At 49.0% G+C, this 20,109-nt stretch carries 17 protein-coding genes; 10 read left to right on the top strand and 7 right to left on the bottom strand.

Features of this window, described 5'->3' with window-relative positions; translation table 11 throughout:
• Positions 1–231 precede the first annotated feature (231 nt).
• Positions 232–1,059 (top strand): aldose epimerase family protein, encoded by an 828-nt coding sequence (locus tag K3T82_RS09875; protein ID WP_220193303.1) that lies wholly within the window; start codon positions 232–234, stop codon positions 1,057–1,059.
• Between the two features lie 570 nt (positions 1,060–1,629).
• A complete protein-coding gene (ftsH, locus tag K3T82_RS09870) occupies positions 1,630–3,609 on the top strand; it encodes an ATP-dependent zinc metalloprotease FtsH (RefSeq protein WP_420799298.1) in 1,980 nt (659 codons plus the stop codon).
• A gap of 73 nt (positions 3,610–3,682) precedes the next feature.
• On the opposite strand, the gene K3T82_RS09865 is transcribed toward ftsH, so the two are convergent.
• Entirely contained in the window at positions 3,683–4,189 is a 507-nt protein-coding gene (locus K3T82_RS09865; RefSeq protein ID WP_220193301.1) for a PaaI family thioesterase, read from the bottom strand.
• A gap of 399 nt (positions 4,190–4,588) precedes the next feature.
• On the opposite strand from K3T82_RS09865, the gene K3T82_RS09860 reads away from it, so the two are divergent.
• Positions 4,589–4,969, top strand: a complete 381-nt coding sequence (locus K3T82_RS09860; RefSeq protein WP_220193300.1) for a hypothetical protein — start codon at positions 4,589–4,591, stop codon at positions 4,967–4,969.
• A gap of 322 nt (positions 4,970–5,291) precedes the next feature.
• Here K3T82_RS09860 and K3T82_RS09855 read toward each other — a convergent pair whose 3' ends face one another.
• Positions 5,292–6,089, bottom strand: a complete 798-nt coding sequence (locus K3T82_RS09855; RefSeq protein WP_220193299.1) for a phosphatase PAP2 family protein — start codon at positions 6,087–6,089, stop codon at positions 5,292–5,294.
• 294 nt (positions 6,090–6,383) lie between these two features.
• Between K3T82_RS09855 and K3T82_RS09850 the strand changes: the two genes are divergently transcribed.
• On the top strand, positions 6,384–7,280 hold the full coding sequence (locus tag K3T82_RS09850) for a GNAT family N-acetyltransferase (RefSeq protein WP_220193298.1): 897 nt from the start codon (positions 6,384–6,386) through the stop codon (positions 7,278–7,280).
• 63 nt (positions 7,281–7,343) lie between these two features.
• Here the strand turns inward: K3T82_RS09850 and K3T82_RS09845 are convergent, their stop codons facing one another.
• Positions 7,344–8,594, bottom strand: a complete 1,251-nt coding sequence (locus K3T82_RS09845) for a 3-oxoacyl-ACP synthase III family protein (RefSeq protein WP_220193297.1) — start codon at positions 8,592–8,594, stop codon at positions 7,344–7,346.
• Positions 8,595–8,907: 313 nt separating this feature from the next.
• Between K3T82_RS09845 and K3T82_RS09840 the strand changes: the two genes are divergently transcribed.
• Positions 8,908–9,621, top strand: coding sequence for an MBL fold metallo-hydrolase (locus K3T82_RS09840; protein ID WP_220193296.1), 714 nt, complete (start codon positions 8,908–8,910; stop codon positions 9,619–9,621).
• Between the two features lie 112 nt (positions 9,622–9,733).
• Here K3T82_RS09840 and K3T82_RS09835 read toward each other — a convergent pair whose 3' ends face one another.
• On the bottom strand, positions 9,734–10,924 hold the full coding sequence (locus tag K3T82_RS09835; protein WP_220193295.1) for an FHA domain-containing protein: 1,191 nt from the start codon (positions 10,922–10,924) through the stop codon (positions 9,734–9,736).
• Positions 10,925–11,441: 517 nt separating this feature from the next.
• Between K3T82_RS09835 and K3T82_RS09830 the strand changes: the two genes are divergently transcribed.
• From K3T82_RS09830 to K3T82_RS09820, 3 genes are all read left to right on the top strand, one after another.
• A complete protein-coding gene (locus K3T82_RS09830; protein WP_236031275.1) occupies positions 11,442–12,131 on the top strand; it encodes a response regulator transcription factor in 690 nt (229 codons plus the stop codon).
• A gap of 511 nt (positions 12,132–12,642) precedes the next feature.
• The gene (locus K3T82_RS09825; protein ID WP_220193293.1) at positions 12,643–13,410 is read left to right on the top strand and encodes a GspE/PulE/PilB domain-containing protein; all 768 of its coding nucleotides are present in this window, start codon (positions 12,643–12,645) and stop codon (positions 13,408–13,410) included.
• Positions 13,411–13,702: 292 nt separating this feature from the next.
• On the top strand, positions 13,703–13,912 hold the full coding sequence (locus K3T82_RS09820; RefSeq protein WP_220193292.1) for a helix-turn-helix domain-containing protein: 210 nt from the start codon (positions 13,703–13,705) through the stop codon (positions 13,910–13,912).
• Positions 13,913–14,067: 155 nt separating this feature from the next.
• Here K3T82_RS09820 and K3T82_RS09815 read toward each other — a convergent pair whose 3' ends face one another.
• Together K3T82_RS09815 and K3T82_RS09810 are read right to left on the bottom strand one after the other, a co-directional pair.
• Positions 14,068–14,988, bottom strand: coding sequence for a hypothetical protein (locus K3T82_RS09815; RefSeq protein ID WP_220193291.1), 921 nt, complete (start codon positions 14,986–14,988; stop codon positions 14,068–14,070).
• 104 nt (positions 14,989–15,092) lie between these two features.
• Positions 15,093–16,223 carry a GAF domain-containing protein gene (locus tag K3T82_RS09810; RefSeq protein ID WP_220193290.1) on the bottom strand — a complete coding sequence of 377 codons (1,131 nt, stop codon included), beginning with the start codon at positions 16,221–16,223 and terminating at the stop codon, positions 15,093–15,095.
• Positions 16,224–16,648: 425 nt separating this feature from the next.
• Here K3T82_RS09810 and K3T82_RS09805 point away from each other — a divergent pair, with 425 nt between their 5' ends.
• A complete protein-coding gene (locus tag K3T82_RS09805; RefSeq protein WP_236031273.1) occupies positions 16,649–17,605 on the top strand; it encodes a methyltransferase domain-containing protein in 957 nt (318 codons plus the stop codon).
• Between the two features lie 147 nt (positions 17,606–17,752).
• On the opposite strand, the gene K3T82_RS09800 is transcribed toward K3T82_RS09805, so the two are convergent.
• Complete coding sequence (locus tag K3T82_RS09800; protein ID WP_220193288.1) at positions 17,753–17,983, bottom strand: hypothetical protein; 231 nt, start codon at positions 17,981–17,983, stop codon at positions 17,753–17,755.
• Between the two features lie 1,006 nt (positions 17,984–18,989).
• Between K3T82_RS09800 and K3T82_RS09795 the strand changes: the two genes are divergently transcribed.
• Positions 18,990–20,096, top strand: coding sequence for an ABC transporter ATP-binding protein (locus K3T82_RS09795; protein ID WP_220193287.1), 1,107 nt, complete (start codon positions 18,990–18,992; stop codon positions 20,094–20,096).
• The last annotated feature ends 13 nt before the right edge of the window (positions 20,097–20,109 follow it).

The raw sequence follows: 20,109 nt of genomic DNA, 5'->3' as shown, positions 1-20,109 counted from the left end.
GCGTAGAGTTCTCCTGTTTTTCCGTCTCAGCCTGCCATCTACCCATAAGCCTGCTGCTATCCGTACTAGAAAAATCTGACGAATCGCTGGTGTTGAGGCGCGACATCTACTCAATGCATGGTACATTAGTAGTAACAAATGTATAAAACATCGTCGTTCTACAACATCTTAAAGGGAGGAGGTGCTTGCTGTCCCCTGGCAGTCGATAGGTGTCAGCAAGCGCGTACATTTATGGCTGCATTTACGGATTTCCCTATGCCTAACGAGCGTATCATAAAGTGTGGCGATACTACTGTTGCTGTGATGCCTGAGATCAATCTTGTCTCATACTTTCAGGTTGGTCCCTGGCAGATTCTCTACCGTGCCTCAGAAACTGGCAATGTGAAGCGCTGGGGTCTGCCACTGATGATCCCCAACTTTGCGCGCCTTCAGGATGGCATCTTTCAAGATAAACATACAACGCTCCCCATTCATGGTTTTGGGCGTAACCTATCCTGGACTGTGCTTGAGCATAAAGAGGATACTATTAGTCTGCAATTAGTGAGCAGCGAAGCTACGCGTGCGAACTATCCTTACGAGTTTACCTTTACCTGTGAGCTTGTTGCGGGCGATGGCACACTGACCTATACACTGACGATGGAGAATCGAAGTGATGAAGTGATGCCAATTGCCCCTGGTTTCCATCCCTACTTCGCGCTAGCACAGGACGATAAGGCTCGCCTGATAGCGGATGGTCCCGAAGGTTTTTCTGTTGATGCCTTTCGCTGGGATACCAATCCGCCTGACAATTATTATCCCTTCGCGCATAGCGCTAGATTCCAGTTCCCCCAACACGGCACACTCACTATTGAGGAACTTGCCAGCAACGACCATTATTCACTCAAGGAGATGCAAGTCTGGTCTGAGCCAGTAACCGCCCCGGATCATGAGTTTATCTGCCTTGAGCCCATAGTTGCTCACTGGGATGGTTTGAACCGTCCTCAGGATAGGATTGAGATTGCTCCCCAGGAGGAGCATCGCATTATTCTTCGCTTGCATGCTCAACCCCTTGTACGATAGTTGATAGCCCTTTTGCGTGGTTGATTTGAGGCCTTTGATTGCAGGTAGGTAGGCTGGTACGATGTACATGCCTACCTACGATACCTCTCTATTACATTGAAAGCCTACAAATGATGAGATGCTGAGTTGTTATCCACCACTCCTACTCGATTGTGTCAGTTGTGTCAGGGGTCGATAGAGAAATATGAAGTGTGAGTAGGGTTTTATTTGCAACGAATTCGCGCTACCCATCGTAGAGATTGATAGGCGAAGCCAACTCAGGATGCGAAAATGTGCGTGGTCCAGGTCTGAGTATTCGACTGGTAGCTACAACGTTTATGCGTGCATTTCCCATACCATTACGATATAATAAGGGATGCCATACGATGGCCCACACATATCCTACTTTACTAAGTTCTTATTACGAACACCAACATCTCCGTTGTGATTGGCGCTACTGAGTCAGGTGTTCGTAACGGCTTTACATACTTTGGGGTTGATATATGTCTGAGGCCCAGAAAGCAGGTAACATCAATGGATAAACAGCCGGGGAATAGATTCTGGCTTCAAAATAACAATGACAGGCAGCCGATGCGCCCTGGTTCAGGGGGGCCATCTAACAATAATGGGCAGAACCCCCAACCTCGACCATCGAACAGGCTCAATACCTGGTTGCTGGTCCTTGTGATTGTTATGCTGGGCCTGGCTCTCTTCAATTTCTTTAATAATGCTAGCCAGAATAATGCTAGCTCTTCCAATACCCAGGAATTAACGTATAACGATTTCTATCAGCAAATCCAAGCTAAAAATATTAAATCAGCAACTCTGGTAGGACAAAGTGATATTACTGGTACTCTGCGCAATCCTATTAACAAGAAGACGCAGTTCCACGTGTATCAGCTTCCCAATGGTGATACACAGCTCGCTCAGACCTTGATTCAGAGCGGCGCGACCGTGAAATATCAGCCGCCAGCCGATAATTCATTCTGGTTGAATGTGCTGATCGCGGCTATCCCCTGGCTCTTCCTTCTCGGGTTTATCTTCTTCGTCAGTCGGCGTGCCTCACAAGGACAGCAGGGCATCTTTAGTTTTGGTAAGAGCCGTGCCAAGTTGATCCTTGAGGACCGTCCTAGCACAACCTTCGCGGATGTTGCTGGCGTTGATGAGTCGAAGTATGAGCTTCAGGAGGTCGTGGAGTTTCTGAAGACACCTCAGAAGTTTCAGCGTCTGGGTGGAAAGATCCCGCGTGGTGTGCTGCTGGTAGGCCCTCCCGGAACAGGTAAGACGCTGCTGGCGCGTGCCGTTGCTGGTGAGGCTGGCGTACCTTTCTTCTCTATGAGTGGTTCTGAGTTTGTTGAGGTGCTTGTAGGTGTTGGTGCTAGCCGCGTTCGTGATCTGTTTGAGCAGGCCAAGAAGGCGTCACCTAGTATTATCTTCATCGATGAAATCGATGCCGTTGGTCGCCAGCGTGGATCGAGTATCAATACGAATGATGAGCGTGAACAAACCCTCAATCAACTGCTTGTCGAGATGGATGGTTTTGATTCCCGTCAGGCTGTAGTCGTGGTTGCTGCGACTAACCGCCCTGATGGTCTAGATCAGGCTCTGCTGCGCCCTGGTCGCTTCGACCGCCGCGTGACAGTGGACCGTCCCGACTGGAATGGTCGCTTGGCGATTCTGAAGATTCATAGTCGTAATGTGCCTTTGTCGCCTGATATTGATCTGATGGCGGTTGCGCGTAGCACAACTGGTATGGTTGGCGCTGACCTAGCGAATCTTGTCAACGAAGCCGCCTTGCTGGCAGCACGCCGCAACCAGGATTTTGTCACGCAAAATTGTTTTGATGAGGCCCTGGATAAAATCTTGCTGGGTGCTGAGCGACCTCTAGTGTTAAGTGATGCCGACCTTGATGTCACAGCCTATCATGAAGGTGGACATGCTCTGGCTGGTCTGGTTACTGAGGGTTGTGATCCTGTCACTAAAGTGACGATTGTTCCGCGTGGGCAGGCATTGGGTGTGACTATGTCTACTCCGCTTGATGATCGTTACAACTATTCGCGTGAATACCTGTTGGCCCAGATCACCTATGCTCTTGGTGGTCGCGCCGCTGAGCAGGTTGTCTTTGACCGTATCACGACAGGGGCGGAGAATGATTTGCAGCGAGTGACTCAGATCGCGCGCCAGATGGTGGCACGTTGGGGCATGAGCGAGCGTCTAGGTACTGTCTCGTTTAGTGAGCGCCAGAGCCCCTTCGCAGGTGGCGATACGTCCAATCCAACCGATTATAGCGAGGATACCGCGCAGATCATCGATGAGGAGGTTTCGCGTATTATCAGTGAGCGCTATGAGCATACGCTGAACATTATGCGCACTTATCGCCCTGCTCTCAACAGTATCGCGAAGGACCTGCGTACGCTTGAGACTATTGATGCGAAGCACCTTCAGACCATTATGGAGAGTACTGGCGCACCCATAGCGTCGACTCAACTTCACCCAAGCCCACAGCAGACGCCGGTGACTGAGGCTCCACCACCTCCTGCGCCGTTGCCACAGTCGCCTGAGATCCAGTAAATTTGGAATGATGTAAGAGGAAAAGAGAGGATGGAGGTGGCGAATATCTCGCTACCTCCATCCTCTCTTTTTTCTAGAGTGCAACTTCGTCTGACGGCTTCTGTGCGTGTGGGGCGAAGAAGTCACGCATTGCTGGATTTTCGTGCATGAGGTTTGTGATCATCTCAGGGGAGAGGGCCATAAATGTGCCATGGGCTTGTGCTAGGATCACGTTTTCATCTTCGGCCAGGGTAACATAGCCTGAGGCCTGTGCCATACGTCCGCGCTGCATCTCCAGCTTTGCGCGTACCCGTAGAAGTGGTCCATAAGGGACATAACGCTTGTAGCGGATATCCAGACGGCCAGTCATGGTCCAGGCGGGCACGTCTGCAAGCATCGTGGTCCGGTTCAGGGCCTCGTCAAGAATGGTCGCTACAATCCCACCATGAATAACACCTGGGAAGCCCTGGTGTTCGGCCTGGGGACGAAAATCAGAGACAATAGTATCATTTTCAAGTTGGAAGACTAGCTTGAGACCATAGGGGTTCCGTTGCCCACAAGCGAAGCACAGTTGGTAATCTGTGGTGTCGTTCAGTTCCATTCCATAATCCTGATAAAGAGTATGTATACAAGCAGCCAATTAGTTTGAGTAGTTATGCTGAGTCTATCATAGTTGCTATAGTTGGGCAAACGAACTCATGCATCTGTTGTATAGATATTAAGAGCCGCATTGAATAAACCAACGGTGTCTACCCTGGCGTGCTTTCTCTGTAGATAGTTTGAGAGAGGAGCATAATAACGGGAGGAGGGGTTACTATCTTCCGCATAGACACGTGCTTATACACAGGACTCAAAACTATGTGAGCAAGCCTCCTCTTGCGCATAACGATGCTAATAGGCTATTCTTCGATGGAGAAGCTTATATAAATTCTGGCGGCTTCAAACTTTTGAAGTTGCGTAAAATAACTTAAAGGGTATTCATTTGAATAGGAGGTATGCCATGACAGTTACTGACCATACCCAGGATATTTCACCTGATGAAGAGAAGAAGCAGCGCAAAAAGCTTGCGAAGCGCGAGGCCAGACTGATGCTCCAGGTTGAAGAGGCCAGGAAAGATGTCAAGAAGTCTGAGCAGAAGGCGGCTAAAGCCCAGAAGCGCCTGGAGGAGTATAAGCAAGCTCTTTATAATTTGGAGCTACAACTACGTCAGATTAGGGAGAAACAGGGTGGTGCTGTTGAAGAGATAGCCGGGACGTCAGATCTAGACAGTGATGAAATATCTGCTCCTACCTCATCTACCGCAGTTCCTGAAGAATTAAGTGGTGTGCCTGTTAGTACCCCCTTGAACAGGAGCAAGCTGCAATACAGGCAGTTGTCGTAGAGCAGGCAGATACCTTCACTGAGGAGACTTCAGGCGATAAGAATGCAGTCCCTCTGGAGGTTGAGGCTGCTACTGAGGCATCCTCAGTAGAGTCCCAGCCAGCGGAACCATCGTCAGCGAATATGTCGGAGAAGCCAGAGAGTGAAACACCTAAATCAAGGCGTAGCCGAACTCCAAGACGTAGCCGAACTCCGAAGGAAGATGCGAGTCAGAACAATTGAGCTGTGAGGCTTATTCTCGATTATCCCCTGCATGTAGGTGCCTGACCCACGTTCGGTACCTACATTATTAACTGATCATATGCATGCATTAAGCTTGCCAGCTATTGTTTAGGTGGTATGCTGATTTGTTGAGAAGCCTCAAGAATGCCTTTGCGCTTAAAGCGCAGATAGAGCCAGAGCGTTAAGGTTAGCAAGACTAGGCTGATTATGTATGCACCCAGGACGTCGGAAGCCCAGTGGTCGCCGAGATAGATGCGTGAGGGACCAACGAGAATGATAAAAAGGGTGGGAATCACTAGCAACAGGTAATGCCACCAGCGGTCCCGCTTGAAGAGAATTAGCCCGAAGGAGAGGAGTAGCCCCCAAAAGGCCATATAGCTCATGACATGCCCGCTGGGGAAGCTCTTTCCTCCTGCTACCTGAATGATCTCTACCAGACTCGCGGCAGGGCGTGGGCGATTGATCCAGAGTTTTAGCCCCACGTTCAAAAGTGAACTGACCAGACTCAGCCCAATGATAAAAACCGCTTCCAAGCGTAGGTTGACGATCCAGAACGCCAGTGCCGCCACGATCACAACGAGTGTCGAGAGCATAAAGTTACTACCAATATAGCTCACCGCAAGCATTATCGTGTCGAGCAAGGGTGTGCGATGTTCTTGAAATTCGCGCGTAATCAGTACGTCGAGCCCGATTACTGCATTAAAGCGCACGTAGACTGCCAGCAGGCCGAAGAGCATAAACAATAACGCGTCTATGCCAATTAAGATGCCTGTCTTACGTAAAGCATTCCACCAGGGTGAACGCGATTCCGCGACTTCCTGTCGTGCTTGCTGAACGGCTGCGGACATATGCTCTTGCTTCGCAACGCTATTCCTCTTATGTTTAAACCTCTCTGTCATGGCACCTATCCTCTAATTCCTGGTTTGAACAGTTTATCATCAGTTGTGGTGAAATTGTCGAAGAATACTACTATCACGAATGTGCTAACCTCTTCGTTGAAGGCATTTCCCAAATTCGCCTTGCCTTCCTTTGGGGCCGTATGGGGCCGCAAGCTCTTTCCTCTGTGTCTCGGAGGCATGATATTCGCGCGTAGTAGTGCGAATTGGAAAGCCTTGCATCCTTGTTGACTGCATATTGACTTGGAAGGTCTGGAATCGCTACAGTTAACAGTGGAAAGTGAGGAATTATTTATTATGCCAGATATCAAAGTACGACCAGCCAGGCCCGAGGATCGTGAGCCTGTGCTGGCTTTTTGTGCGCATACATGGGACGATGGTGATTATATTGAGCATGTCTGGGACGAGTGGCTTGGTAACCCTGCAGGCCAGTTAATAGTAGCGACTGTCGATGAGCAACCTGCTGCCCTGGTTCATATAGAGATGCTTACATCAGATGAAGCCTGGTTGGAGGGATTACGCGTCGCACCCGAGTTTCGCCGCCAGGGATTGGCCCGTGAGGTAAATCAGGCCGCGCTAGCTGAAGCCATGAGACGTGGCGCAACCTATGTGCGCATGGCGATATCGCATGTGAATGAGCGCTCACAACAGATTAGCGAGAGTGCTCATTTTCGTCGTGTAGGGGCGTTTCTTCCGTTCAGCATCCAGCCAGATATTGAGCAGGTCACACGCCTGAGTGGAATTGATAAGCCACGCTTGGCGACCATTGAGGACCTGGATGACATCATTAATTTTATGAATGCCTCCAATGTCTTCCCGATTGTCGGTGGACTATATTATGTTCGCTTCCGCGCCTATGCCATTTCCGCTGAATTGCTGGAGGAAAAGATCAAGGCGCAGCAGGTCTATCTTCTCCATCGCTGGGAGCGGCTGGATGGTCTGGCAATTGTTGAGACGCGTGAGCAGCCTTCACCTCATCTCTCGGTCGGCTATATCGATGGCACTGCCATTGAGCCTATTAGCTTGCTTGCTAACGATATCATGCAACGCGCTTTGGAGTTGGAGTTTGACAAGGTAAGAATTTATGTGCCCGATCTTGTAATTATGCGTGATGCCTTTGCAGGTATTGGCAGTGAGGAGGCTATTTCTGAGAATAGTGAAGTCTACTATATTTATGAGCGAGGGCTTTTCTAAGCTTTTCTCAGAGTATTGCGAAGGGCGCGCCCAACATGGACGCGCCCTTCTGTGTAGTTGTGTTTAGATTGCCGGGTTGAGTACGGCATCTATATTCTTCAATCCCTGGTAGCGCACCAGCCAGCAGCCATAGTTCAGGCCGCCGCCTACTGCGGGAAGGGCCATCCATTCTCCGGGATGCAAGCGGTTATTGCGTAACAATTCTACCAGGGCTGTGCCGATGCTAGCATTGGAGAGATTGCCATAGTAGCGGAAGTTGTCGACCAATTTATCCATTGTTGACTCGGGCCAACCATAATCGTGAATGAGGAGTTCTCCTAGGCGGCGCGTGATGCGCGAGTTTGCCTGGTGAGGCACGATATGCGTGAGCTCATCGTAAGGAAGTTGTGCATGACGCATCAAGGCATCCACGCTTTCTGCCATAGAGCGTGGGGCTTCGCGGAAGACTTCCTTCCCATTCATCTTGGTATAGCCAACATGGTATTGTGAAAGAAGTTGACTAAGTTCCTTTCCTTTCCCTTCTCGGAAAAGCTGACGAATCTTGATATCAACCTCGGCCATCTCCACAGTGTCTTTACGTAGTGGCGTCTGGTAGAAGAGGCTGGCGGCCTGACGTGCATCTGAGCCATTGATTACATAAGTATCCTCATCGCCGCGCTCTAACACATAAGCCGTTGCGCCTTCACCAAAAAGTGAGCTTGTTTTCCAATCCAGCACATTCATAATGTTGGGGAGGAGGCCTTCTGACATCACCAGTAGGACGCGCTTCGCTGAGCGAGCCGCGAGGATTTCAGCGCAGACCTGGAAGGCTTCTGCCTGGCAGGCGCAGGCACCTTTGAGCATAGTCGCGCGGACAGTGGGTATGCCCAGGCGTGCCGCGACCAAACCTACTGTTGTTGGAAAGCCATCGTTATCAGAGGATGAGGCACCGATAACAGTATCAATCGCCGATGCTTCGAGGTCAGCGCTAGCGAGAGCTCGTTGTGCAGCCACGACTCCCATATCGGCGAGCGTCTCCTCTGCGGGAGCGTTGGGGTCATCGATTAAGCCAGGGGCGTCCTCGCCCGCCATCGTGCGGCAGAGTTGTAGTGTGCTCGCACGTACATGTCTGGTACTCAATCCGGTAACGCGTTCAAGATCTTCGGCCTTGCGGGGGTCACCGAGGCAGGTCGAAATATAAGCGAAGAATTCGTTTGTGATAATACCATTAGGCGAATAATTGCCTAAGCCAACGAGACGAACCCTGGATTTCGTGTAGGCCTGTGGCACAATATATGTATATTGCGGCCACTGACCCTCAGGGGAAAGTGCCATTAAAATAAACCTCCGTGTCGAGGATGTATCCATAGTTTCCGTAAGTATAACATATAGTCCTCTTACCTGCGTAGAATCACAGCCAGGGGTACTTCTTAAAGGGGCTAAGGGCTGTGTGACATGTTGATGAATGAAGGCTCTTGATCCTTTCTTCTTCCAATCCGATTACGCCATTGCATTCATGGTATGCTCCAGAACTCCGCTTGAATTAGTACGCCACGCGGTTGTTTGCTTCTATTTATTGCGTCGCAGGGTTACAGGTTTTATAATGATTTCTGTGTATACTCAGCGAAAGGATAGCTCACACAGGCTTATGGAACCAGATCAACGTCGGATGGTGCATACGATTACCGATCGTTTCTCAATGGCAAACACATATCTGATTGAAGATGAACGCCTGGTCGTGGTTGATCCTGGCTCTGATCTCAATGTGCGGCTGCTCCATAATTACATTCGGCAGTTTCTGGGGCGCTCGCCCCAGGACATTGATCTGGTTGTTCTCACGCATCTGCACACCAACCACACTCCAGGGGTAATGGCTCTCAAAGCCTTCTGCTCAGCCCCTGTGGCCGCCTCTGCTCTTGCGAGGCGAGCGGCTCCTAAGATAGAGGCAAAGGGGGGCATGCTCCCACGTATCAGTCATTTCGCGGGGCGTATGCTGCCTGATGCGTTCCAATATCTGGAAGTATTTTCATCGACCTATGCTGAACAAATGCGCCTGGTTGATCTATGGCTGGAAGATGTCAATGGATTGCCAGAGCATCCGGATTGGCGAATAATTGCTAGCCCAGGCTATACCCCCGGAAGCCTTTGCCTCTATAACCCCTTCTCACAAGAGCTGATTTGTGGAGATACGTTCATTACGAGCGAGGGGGAAGTTCCACATTTGCATGCAGGTGCCAGGCGATATCTATTTCGTGAGACTCTTCATTTGCTACGCAGTTTAGATGTACGTTATCTCTATCCCGGTCATGGTCGTCCAATTCTCGCGAGATCTCCTCTCCAACGCTATGGAGTTGAATGGTGAGTGCCAGGCTATTTCTGACGGCTAGGGAGATTGATGGGGGCTGGACCTATACCACTGATGGGAGCGCTGTAGAGGCGGGGTGTAATTAGATGGGCCAGAGGAAGGGTGTGAGTCATAGGCATCGGAATGTATTCCAGGTGAATATTGCCGATGGAGACCAGGTCACCCCCCGCAAGAGGCGCGGACCAGTGAGATACTCGTCATTGACCCGTGTCCCATTGCGGCTACTGAGGTCCTGGACATAATCTCCATTTGTCTGACGTAAGAATTGAGCATGGCGTCGTGAGATAGAGGCATCTCTAATGATGATATCGCTTTCAACACCGCGTCCAACTGCGAGTACTGCCCGATCCAGTAGGAAGCTACGCCCTGCCATCTCTCCATCGCGAATGGTAAAAGCACCGCCATTGTTAGGAGTGGCCTCGGTGGACATCGGCCACTGTCTCTGTACCTCAGCGGTGTCCTTCCAATCCTCTGTTATCTCCTCATCAAAGAAGGCTGGTCGCTCTGCCAAAGGGCGGGTCTCCGGTAGATCGCGGCTACTGCCAGTTGTGCTGCCTGAAGCCAGTTCGCTGTCGAGTCGCCATTGATGATAGGCCAGTGGGTCGCTCTCTTCTGAGATGCTTGTTTGTTGTTCGGCCAGGACGAAGATGAAGCGATGTGAGCCAACTTCCAGTAGATCATCATTCTCTAGTAGGGTAAAGCGCTTCACTGGGCGACCGTTGACGAGAATTCCATTCATGCTCTCGCAATCGGTAAAATAGATTTGCCCATTATGCCAGGTGAGTTCCGCATGGTGACGCGAAGCCATATCATCATCCAACCAGATATCACAGTTTTCATCACGACCGATGGTCATGATTGCCCGTTTGAGTGCTAGGCGCTGACCATGGAAGCTACCGTTGCGGTACTCTAGCCAGCCCCAGGGCGTTTCATCACCAAAGACGGTGGGGACTGGAACTCCCGGTTGGTAACGAGGTGGCTCTGACAGAGATCCATTTGCGATGGAAGGCGAGGTGCCAGCGAGCAAAGGTTCTGTTAAGCGTTCTGGTGTGCCAGCATTTGGTTTTGCCAGTCCGAGGAAGAGGGCGCTGGCAGCCACTGGTGCCAACCAGCCACAGACGGCCGCATATGCCAGGACAATAACCTCTTCAGAGAAGGAGAGTGTCGTACGGAAAAGCTTATAATACCAGAAGAAGGCAGGAAGCAGTAGTAGCGCAGTAGTTAGACAAATCGCGCTGATTGTTGCAAGCTGGCGTCGTGTACCACGCTTGAGAAGACGTGCATAGAGGATATTGCCCACCAGGAGTAACAGGCAGCAGGCAACTCCTCCATAGCTTCCTATATAAAACCAGATTGGGAAATTTGCTGTATTCGTTTGGTTGGCTCCCTCATGTCGCCAGCATCTCTTCGCGGCTTGTTTCTCAGCGAGTCAGCATTTGTGCTTTCTTCGTGGATCGTTCCAGAAAAATGATATCATCTCCTTTCACTACAGACAAAACAGTAGGACTTGTGGGTGGCGAAAAAAAGCGTAAAAGGGGCGTGCAACTTCTGATCTTCTCAGTATTCAAGCGAATTATGGGGTGAGGGTGCGTGAGAGGCGATCTTATTGGTTAGATGAATAGAGCTAAATGCCCAAAAGAACTATCGGTCATGACTATTTATGGCACACATTGTATCATTATGTTACTACCTCATATTCATCCCGTTCAAGAAGGTGAGTGCGTGAAACCTCATAAGTAATAGAGGGTGGTACATCAGTACATCCTTGCATAGTAATGTTGGCCTGTAGTGTAGGAGGATTTAGAGACGTGAAAATCATGGTAGCGGACGATGACCGCGACATGGTAGATATGCTGAGCTACTGGCTCAAGGGGCATGGATACGATGTGATACGTGCCTTTGACGGAGAGCAAGCCATCAAGCGTTGGCGTGAATCGCTTCCCGATCTGGTGATTCTGGATATTCAGATGCCAAAACTCGATGGTTTTGAGGTTTGCCGTCAGATGCGTAATGAGACGAACTCGATGGTGCTTATCTTAACCGCGCATGACCGTGAGGATGACGAGGTGCGTGGCCTGGAATTAGGGGCTGACGACTATTTGCGCAAACCTTTCAGCCCTCGGCAACTGCTGGCACGCATTAAGGCAATCATGAGACGTGCGGGGAATGTGCGAGGTGCCTCGGGTACTTCTACGGTAACTGTGGGGCCTGTTACCCTTGATGCTATGCGTCATGAGGTCACACGCGATGGCGTGAAGGTGCGTCTCACGCCAACAGAGAGCCGTTTACTGCACCTGCTGATTACCAATACTGGTCAGGTATTGACCACGGATATGATCATTGAGCGTGTTTGGGGATATGATGAAACTGGCGATTCAGGCCTGGTAAAAACGCATATTCGCCACCTACGCCAGAAAGTCGAACCTCAACCTAACAGTCCATGCTTTATAATGACTGTGCCAGGTGTCGGTTATACATTTACCGCGCCTGTCGTTATTGAATCCTGATACAGACTCTCCTGGCTTATAGAGCGTTCGCGGCGGCTACCCAACCATGTCGCGTCAGTGGTTGAGTAGTCGCTCAGTAGATGTGGCGATGAGATGCTGCTTCTTAACCAGCTACAGGCAATCTTAACCACTCCGTAACAGAACAGTGAGCACCCCCTTCATCTTTCGCTGTTATACTACGTTGTGTATAACAGCATATGTATTTATGCCTCTAAAAGAATTTATATATTGATAGAAGAGTTCGATGGCAAGCAGGCTTACAAAGAGTAAAATACGTTCAGAACAAGAATACGGGGAATACCCTTTAGTCAGGCAATCCGCAAAGTATGCGCGTGCTCGAATGACACCTGATCGTTGGTCAGAAGACGAGCAATGTACTTGCCTGCCTCTGTCGCTTGAAGTTTCATCCAGTGCTTCCCTTTCCACACAAGAGCCACAAAGTCTGACCGAATTTGTCAGATTGCCAAACGCGTTAAGGCAGAAACTTTGCGCGAGCCTGGATACTTTTCTCATGCAAGTTTCGCCCTTTAGCCTTTTTGTCTTTCATGTTGTGCAGGCTGAACGCCTGGTGGCACGTGGACCGAAAGGGGAACGCGAGGAAATCCGCTATCTGCACCCTTCTTCTGGTTTTATGCATCAACTTGAGGATAAAGTCCAACCTGCTTTGCGTAAGGAGGATCACTTGTTTACGCAGGGCGAGGGAAGTGCGATCTTATTTCTGCCTGGGGTTGAGCAGAGAGGGGCTTATAGCATCCTGGAACGTATCTATGCCCAGGTCGATCTTTTAGAAGCGGAGACGGTCATCCCACCGCTCAAGAATGAGACGCATATTCTTATTGGGTGCGGCTCTTATCCAGCGCAAGGTGAGACACGTGAGTCTCTATTACGACAGGCCGAGCAGAGCGCGCGCTGTGTTAGTTTGCGCCCTCGCATTGTGACTCCTTCCTTGCATACTATGGTGCCATCCACGTATTCAACCAGGCAAGTACCAATTCGGCGTGTCAACGTTCCAGTCCAGGGCGGTACACCACCTACCACACCTTTTCTCCGATTACCAGCTACATTGCCACAACGGCTGACGCGTTTCATTCCACATTCTCTAGCACATGAGCTACATTGTGTGCCAGTAGGTAAAGATCAGAGAGTATTGACGGTTGCTATGGTTGATCCCCAGAATCGTGAGCACATTGACTATTTAACTCAACTCACCCATATGACGATCTTTCCCGTTGCCTGCACGCAGGAGGAACTTGACATGCTACTAGCCACAAAGTGGTAGTAGGAGTTACAAAGACATTGGAAAAGGATATAATCAAGAAAAGGGAGACGGAAAATACCTGGTAGTAAGATTTCAGCACCGCTAGCAAGCCGCTTCGGATGAATGAATATCTCACCTTATCAGCATTAAAATTAACCAGATCGCAACTTTTCCTTAACACAGATTTACATCAACATTGGCTACTATAGTATGCGTTGAGACAATTTATGTAACGCGAATTTATCGTCTCCCCAATTACATCGTTAGTATCAAGTGCATTTATTTAAAAGTTTTTTAAGGAGAGAATCCCACCATGGTAGTTCAGATGATTCAGGATGATACGCTCTTAACTTTCAAAGAAGCGATGGATTACCTGCGCGTGAGCCGCTCAACGCTTTATCGCCTTATGTGGTCTGGGCAGCTTACCGGCCATAAAGTTGGGAGCACCTGGCGCTTCTATCGTGAAGATCTGCGCGCCTGTGTTGGGCGTGAAGTATCCTCAACTCCCCTGGCGAACGTGTAAGAGCGAGACCTCTTAAAGTTCGGTTGATCGATAGTTGTCTAGTTCGCATTTTAGTACATCTTTTTTGGCCTTTTGCTAAATTTATTCAAAAGCGACATGCCCTTCTTCGAAGAGAAGGGCATGTCGCTTTTACTTGTATCTAACTAAAGTTCAAGTCATATTTGGTTATAGTCCACGATTTTGTATTTTGTACCAATCTTTTCAATGGTTACCTTGACAGCGTATTTAAGTTTAGATCGGGTCACATCCAAGGTTAAGCTCAGACTAGAGAGTCCTTCCTGGTCGGGTTGGGCCTCAACCTGATTGGTACGTGTTGTGAAAGAGAATACCTGACCATACTGTGTATCACGCGTTTTTGCTTGTGCGACAAATTGATCTAAAGTCAGACCACTGAGTTTGCCCTGTGGTTCGATGTAGCTATAAGCATCTTCATAATGACGGCTTTGAATGGCTGTATAATAATCATTCACGGTTGTCAGAGAGTCCGTTGTTTGGGAAACGAGAGGACCCATGAAGGTTGAAGCCGCCCAGGTGCAAAGCCCGCAACTTACAAGGGCGATAACACCAAAGATTGAGAGAGAGAACCAAACCCACTTGTTTGACCGGCGCCTCCTCACCGGCGCAAGCGGCGGAACACCTGGCTGCATAGGTGGTATCTGGGGTCTCGCATATGGTGAAGCTGGAAGCGGTCCAGGTACGGCTGGCTCCCATCGCGTGGTGGATGGAGATATGGGTGGGCCAAGTGGTTTATCTGGTGTAGGCCCAGGCTGATCTGGCATATTAAGATAATACGAAGGCGGGGGTGGATAGACCAACCCCTGGCGAATATCCTCTTCGGATGGGTCTTGAGTGTGTGAAGGAGTCTCTAACATGATCTCCGGTATAGGTCCATACTGTTCTGAAGCCGCGAGTGTACTTTCGTGTGGCTTCTCGCTATTGGGTGCAGGCTCAACGCTCCTCGGACCATCCTCTGATGGGTCAGGGGTGGTGTGGGAAGGTGGAGTTGAGTACTCATACCAGGGTTGAGATGGCTGTTCAGGCTCTCTCTTTGCATCGTCATCAGGGGTCTGTTGCATATTAACAACTCTTATCCAAATCCAAAATTGCAATATTGTCCTTTGTCTTTTCTCTATTTGTCTGAGAGAAGAGGCAAAGGATTTTTCTTATTTAATAGAAGAATTTAGTGCTGTTCGAACTGCCCTTCCAGATCTCGACGCACATGGATTTCAGCTTCAGCACGTGACACACGGTTTTCGCGTGCATATGCAAGCAGGCGTGGGACATAGCAGGCAGCCAGAATCTCACGTTGCTGTGCCAAGTTAAGCATAGGACGTAATTTCAATTTTGTATAGGGGTAAAAGTCTTTATCTTGTAATGACGTTGCCAGAAGATGAGCCAGGTCAGCTATGGCTCGGCAGGTGGTAGGGTTATCGAAGAAGTGTGATTGGGTACTAGAGACCACGAATACGCCTGCGACCCTTCCTCCACGCATTACGGGAGCAGCGCAAGAGCTAGCCTCATGCTCGTCCACCTCAACGAGCATACGCCCTGCCTCGTCCAGGCTATCCCAGCGCATCATGCGTTGCTGTGTCACCACAGCTCCGGCCAGGGTCGTACTACCTAGAAAGATACGGGTCTCAGACATAGCAGGCCAGGGAGAAGTTCCACGTGTCATCGTTTCGTAGAGTGAATGAATGTGGTCATCCTCTTCGCAAGGGGGCATCAAAGAAGCGTAGGCTGTAGATATTCCTGTATGCTCAATATCAAGGTGCAGGATTGCATAATCGAAGATGGTCTGAGCCACCTGCCAGAGGCAGTTCGCGGGATCAGCGGTGGTCGCGATAAGCTCATGAACCCGGCGATAGATCTCGATTCGGATTTCAGGCACAGAGGCGAGAATAGCCATATCAAGTATGCCAGGAAATGTTTTGTTTGTTGCCTGTATGATTGCCTGGCGGTGTTCCAGCATTACGTCTGGAAGAGCGCGTAGATATGAATTACGTGGTACCGAGGTGCCATTCATCCAGCGGTAAATTGTATTTTCAGCGACATCCATTTCGTGTGCGATGCGCCCAATCTCAGCCCGATTACGGTGGAGGATGGAGCGCAAGGTACTACTGAAAGGTGATAGTGTCTTGATATCAGCACTATCTACCAGGGGCTCATCAACTATTGTCTTGGAGGTTGTGTCGCCATTGTGGTGATCTATGTAAGATTGCCTTGTTTTGTGTTTAAACCCCTGCTCATTCATGTGATGCCGCTTTATTCTGGTGGGGGCGCGTTGTTGTTCTGTCTGGCGCTCTTTTTGCATATGAAATATCCTTGACCCTCTAGAGGCAATATGCTCCATGCGCACTTTTCCGCTCGTATTATAACATATGTTGGAGGGTTTTATTGTTAGATTTTTATAAAGAAATGCAATATTCTGCTATTTTGTAGACATGTCATTATTTTCCATTTTTCTGCGCTTATATATAAGTATGCCAGATAGCAACCATATAAGTAAAGAGGATACATCTAAACATACCTGAGTTTCTTTACAACCTAAATACATGTATTCATAATTTTTTGCTAGAATTTGTTTTTGTGTTTCTCTCATTGATTACAAAATACACATTAATCCAATACAATGTTATACATGTATTGATTTTTTGTATACTAATATGTTAATATTACTGCTGTTAATGCTCACGCTATGAGGGTTTTTGTTGGACGGAAGGATAAGGTTAAGTGTCAATGGCGGTTAACGAGCTTATTCACGCAAATGACTATGGATTGCCATTAAATTCGTTTGTATGGCTAGAGACGCATCATCAGAGTAAGGCGGATGATCGTATTAAGATGATCAAGCAAATGGCTCTGCCTTGGGAAGGCTTTATTGTTGATGTGGGCTGTGGTCCTGGTCTTTGGTCTCCGCTACTGGCTCAGGAAATTGGGCCGAAGGGGCACATTCTGGGGATCGATATCTCTGAAGAGTCATTGAATATTGCAAACCAACGAAGCCAGGGAACTTGGTATCAAGATCAGGTTGAGTATCAACAGGCGCCGCTGGATTCACTGCCCATTGAGCAATCCTCGGCTGACGTTATTTTTAGCGCGAATGTGAGTCAATATCTAGCCAAGCCTGTAGAGGCGTTTGCGGCTATGGGGCCCTATCTTAAGCCTGGGGGACGTCTCATCGTTAAGGATATTGATTTTGGAGAGATGAGCTTTGGTGGGGTCGATCCTGAACTTCAAAAAGCTGTCTTCCTAGCGCGTAGGCGATGGGAGAAAAGGCGTGTTCAGTGTGGGTATCAATATGAAGATAGTTGGGTCGGCTCAAAGTTGAAGCGCTACATGTGTGACGCTGGTTATAGCAATGTTGTGGTCTATAAGTATCCCATTTATCGACGTGCACCTCTCGCGCCAGAATATCGCACTTATCTACAGGGGATTGCGGAGTGGTTCATTTGTGAAGAGGCCCCATATCTCTCTATCGAGCATAGGGAGCGTTGGAGAAGTGTCTTCTTCTCACTTAGAAATTGTATACTCGATTGTTCTGACTTTTTTTGTCGAGAGGTTGAGTATATGGTGAGTGGTGTTTGGAATGCTCAAGCACAGCCATGTATAAATAACCTCCTGGCAGGACATACGCAAGACCGATACTCTGGTCTATCTCAAGATTCAGAGATGCTCGCATCATCTTTGGCTTGATAGCCTCTATAAGCAGTCTGTGCTAGCCCCCAAGGGCCCTGGTTGATTGAACACGATGGAGCGTTTTCTCCCTTTGGTTTATTGGTAATGGGGGAAAACGCTCCATTTTAATGTGCATTGACAAAGCGCTGTGACAACTGCGGATTTCTAGTGACAACTGCCTAGCTTATCAGCGATCATAGCAATAGCGACGTCGCCAACTAATGACTGGAGCTGGTTATGTAACTGACCCATGTTTTCCATACGAGCTGTAATAAAATCATGTTGCGACATGCCATAAGATATACCAGATAAACCCCGTTGTGCTGCTTCATATTCGGCACTTATCTGCGACAATAAGCGCGCTACTTCGCTGCGTTGTTCCTGCGCTTTTAACATACTTAGCTCCTCCACAGTATCTCATCAGATGGGTGGACTATATCCCGGCTCTCCCCTTGTGTTAGGATCTCTACATATGTGCATACAATGTTTTTTCTTTGTATGTACAACATCTTATCGCACGTTACTAGTATGCATGAAAATGCATGTACTTGTCTAGTGTTTCAGGGATATATATATCATGTACACAAGAAATCTTTATATGTTTTTTACATATATCTACGTATTATGTCAACATTGTCGTTGCAAATGGGAAAAATTTTATCAGATATATTGACGCAGGTAAAAGACAAAAATGAACATGTGCGAACAAGCATGAAGTGGCTTGGGAAAGTCTATCGTGTTGGTCATTGAATATGTTGGTGAGTGCAAACAGAAGTTAAATAAACGCAAAATAGTTGCCGTGGCTTTAATGGGGACGCGTTTTCAAAATACGTCAAATTATGTAAGGACTGAAGTACTACATTGTCGTGTCTGTGGAACCATGTAGAAGAAGTGCAACACTTGTTAATACATATAAAGACTGATGGGGACGTGCCTCATTAAAATTTGCAACCGCTGGGCATTTTTCCATGTGTCCTGTAAAGGGCGCCTGGAGGCTGAGGAAACTGTGAGGAGGTCTTATGGAGGGACAAACATTGAAAGTTTGATTGAAATATTGGAATGCACTTACATTTTTCATTACTCTTGTGTTATACTGTTTTCATTGTAAGCCTGCTACTGGAGAACAATGGAGTACACTTATAAAGGTGTGGTAGCGGGTAGAAGCCACGTCGAACTCCCATCGGACATGGATTGCGCATAGAAGGGCGTAGATGTTTTTGGTCTCGCTGTTCCTTTTGCGTCTTCTGGTTTGCGATGCGACGCGGCACCAAGCAAAAGCTTCATAAATCTATGAAGAAGGGTAACAGGCGTGCCTTAGATGAAAGCGAGCGCTAAGCCGCTCAGGTTTTAAAAGGCTTTGGCAAAGTAGCTGCCTGTTACGAAGCGAAAGGAGTAGCCCTTCATGGCTCGTGTACAATTTGAGAACATTTACAAGCGTTTTGGTAAGGTAGAAGTTGTTCATGATGTCAGCTTTGATATCAAGGACAAAGAGTTCATGGTGCTGGTTGGCCCCTCTGGCTGTGGTAAGAGTACCTGCTTGCGTATGGTGGCGGGACTTGAAGAGCCCAGCGAGGGTCAGATTTACATTGGCGACCGCATGGTGAACGGCGTTGATCCAAAGGATCGCGACATCGCGATGGTCTTCCAAAACTACGCCCTCTACCCCCACATGACAGTATTTGATAACATGGCCTTCGGCCTTAAGTTGCGCCACTTCCCTAAGGCGCAAATTCAGAAGCGCGTAGAAGAAGCAGCCGCGACGCTCGGTCTGGAGAATCTGCTCAAGCGCAAGCCGAAAGAACTGTCCGGTGGTCAGCGCCAGCGCGTTGCTCTGGGTCGCGCCATTGTCCGCGAAGCGCAGGTCTTCCTGATGGACGAGCCTCTCTCGAACCTGGATGCCAAACTGCGCGTTGAGACTCGCGCGAACATCATCAAACTGCATCAGAGCATTCAGACCACAACTATTTATGTTACCCATGACCAGGTTGAGGCCATGACGATGGGTGACCGCATCGCTGTTCTAAACGGTGGTGTTATCCAGCAGCTGGGCACTCCTCAAGAGCTCTATGATCGCCCTTCGAATATGTTCGTTGCTGGCTTTATCGGTACCCCTGGTATGAACTTCTTCCCCGGCGCGAAGGTGGTTGCCGAGGGTGATACCACGAAGATCGTGCTCGACGGTATGGGCCAGGTTGAGGTTCCCGCCGATTACGCCAAGATCGCGCGCGATGCGGCAGGCAAGGAACTGACCTTCGGTATCCGCCCATCACACCTCGAAGATGCGGCCCTGGTTGGTGAAGATAGCCAGCGTTCCAGCATCGACGGTACGGTTGATGTGGTTGAGAACCTGGGTAACGAGCTCCAGGTCTACCTGACCGCTGGCGGTAAGAATATTATCGCGACTCTCGATTCCCGCTCCCGCGTTGTCGCTGGCAACAAGGTGAAGCTGTATGTCGAGAATGATCGCATGCACCTCTTCGATACCGCGACCGGCGAAGCATTCTTCTAGGCTTCAGTATCCA

The organism is Ktedonospora formicarum (genome assembly GCF_016587355.1).
Taxonomy (GTDB): domain Bacteria; phylum Chloroflexota; class Ktedonobacteria; order Ktedonobacterales; family Ktedonobacteraceae; genus Ktedonobacter; species Ktedonobacter formicarum.
The sequence above is the reverse complement of the archived record's forward strand: the minus strand, read 5'-3'. Positions and strand labels throughout refer to the sequence as shown.

Coding starts and splice junctions, on each gene's coding strand:
- K3T82_RS09830 (WP_236031275.1), top strand. CDS start 11,442: ATGGTAGCGGACGATGACCGCGACATGGTAGATATGCTGAGCTACTGG.
- K3T82_RS09860 (WP_220193300.1), top strand. CDS start 4,589: ATGACAGTTACTGACCATACCCAGGATATTTCACCTGATGAAGAGAAG.
- K3T82_RS09805 (WP_236031273.1), top strand. CDS start 16,649: ATGGCGGTTAACGAGCTTATTCACGCAAATGACTATGGATTGCCATTA.
- K3T82_RS09865 (WP_220193301.1), bottom strand. CDS start 4,189: ATGGAACTGAACGACACCACAGATTACCAACTGTGCTTCGCTTGTGGG.
- ftsH (WP_420799298.1), top strand. CDS start 1,630: ATGCGCCCTGGTTCAGGGGGGCCATCTAACAATAATGGGCAGAACCCC.
- K3T82_RS09800 (WP_220193288.1), bottom strand. CDS start 17,983: ATGTTAAAAGCGCAGGAACAACGCAGCGAAGTAGCGCGCTTATTGTCG.
- K3T82_RS09795 (WP_220193287.1), top strand. CDS start 18,990: ATGGCTCGTGTACAATTTGAGAACATTTACAAGCGTTTTGGTAAGGTA.
- K3T82_RS09825 (WP_220193293.1), top strand. CDS start 12,643: ATGCAAGTTTCGCCCTTTAGCCTTTTTGTCTTTCATGTTGTGCAGGCT.
- K3T82_RS09810 (WP_220193290.1), bottom strand. CDS start 16,223: ATGCAAAAAGAGCGCCAGACAGAACAACAACGCGCCCCCACCAGAATA.
- K3T82_RS09850 (WP_220193298.1), top strand. CDS start 6,384: ATGCCAGATATCAAAGTACGACCAGCCAGGCCCGAGGATCGTGAGCCT.
- K3T82_RS09840 (WP_220193296.1), top strand. CDS start 8,908: ATGGAACCAGATCAACGTCGGATGGTGCATACGATTACCGATCGTTTC.
- K3T82_RS09875 (WP_220193303.1), top strand. CDS start 232: ATGGCTGCATTTACGGATTTCCCTATGCCTAACGAGCGTATCATAAAG.
- K3T82_RS09855 (WP_220193299.1), bottom strand. CDS start 6,089: ATGACAGAGAGGTTTAAACATAAGAGGAATAGCGTTGCGAAGCAAGAG.
- K3T82_RS09820 (WP_220193292.1), top strand. CDS start 13,703: ATGGTAGTTCAGATGATTCAGGATGATACGCTCTTAACTTTCAAAGAA.
- K3T82_RS09845 (WP_220193297.1), bottom strand. CDS start 8,594: ATGGCACTTTCCCCTGAGGGTCAGTGGCCGCAATATACATATATTGTG.
- K3T82_RS09815 (WP_220193291.1), bottom strand. CDS start 14,988: ATGCAACAGACCCCTGATGACGATGCAAAGAGAGAGCCTGAACAGCCA.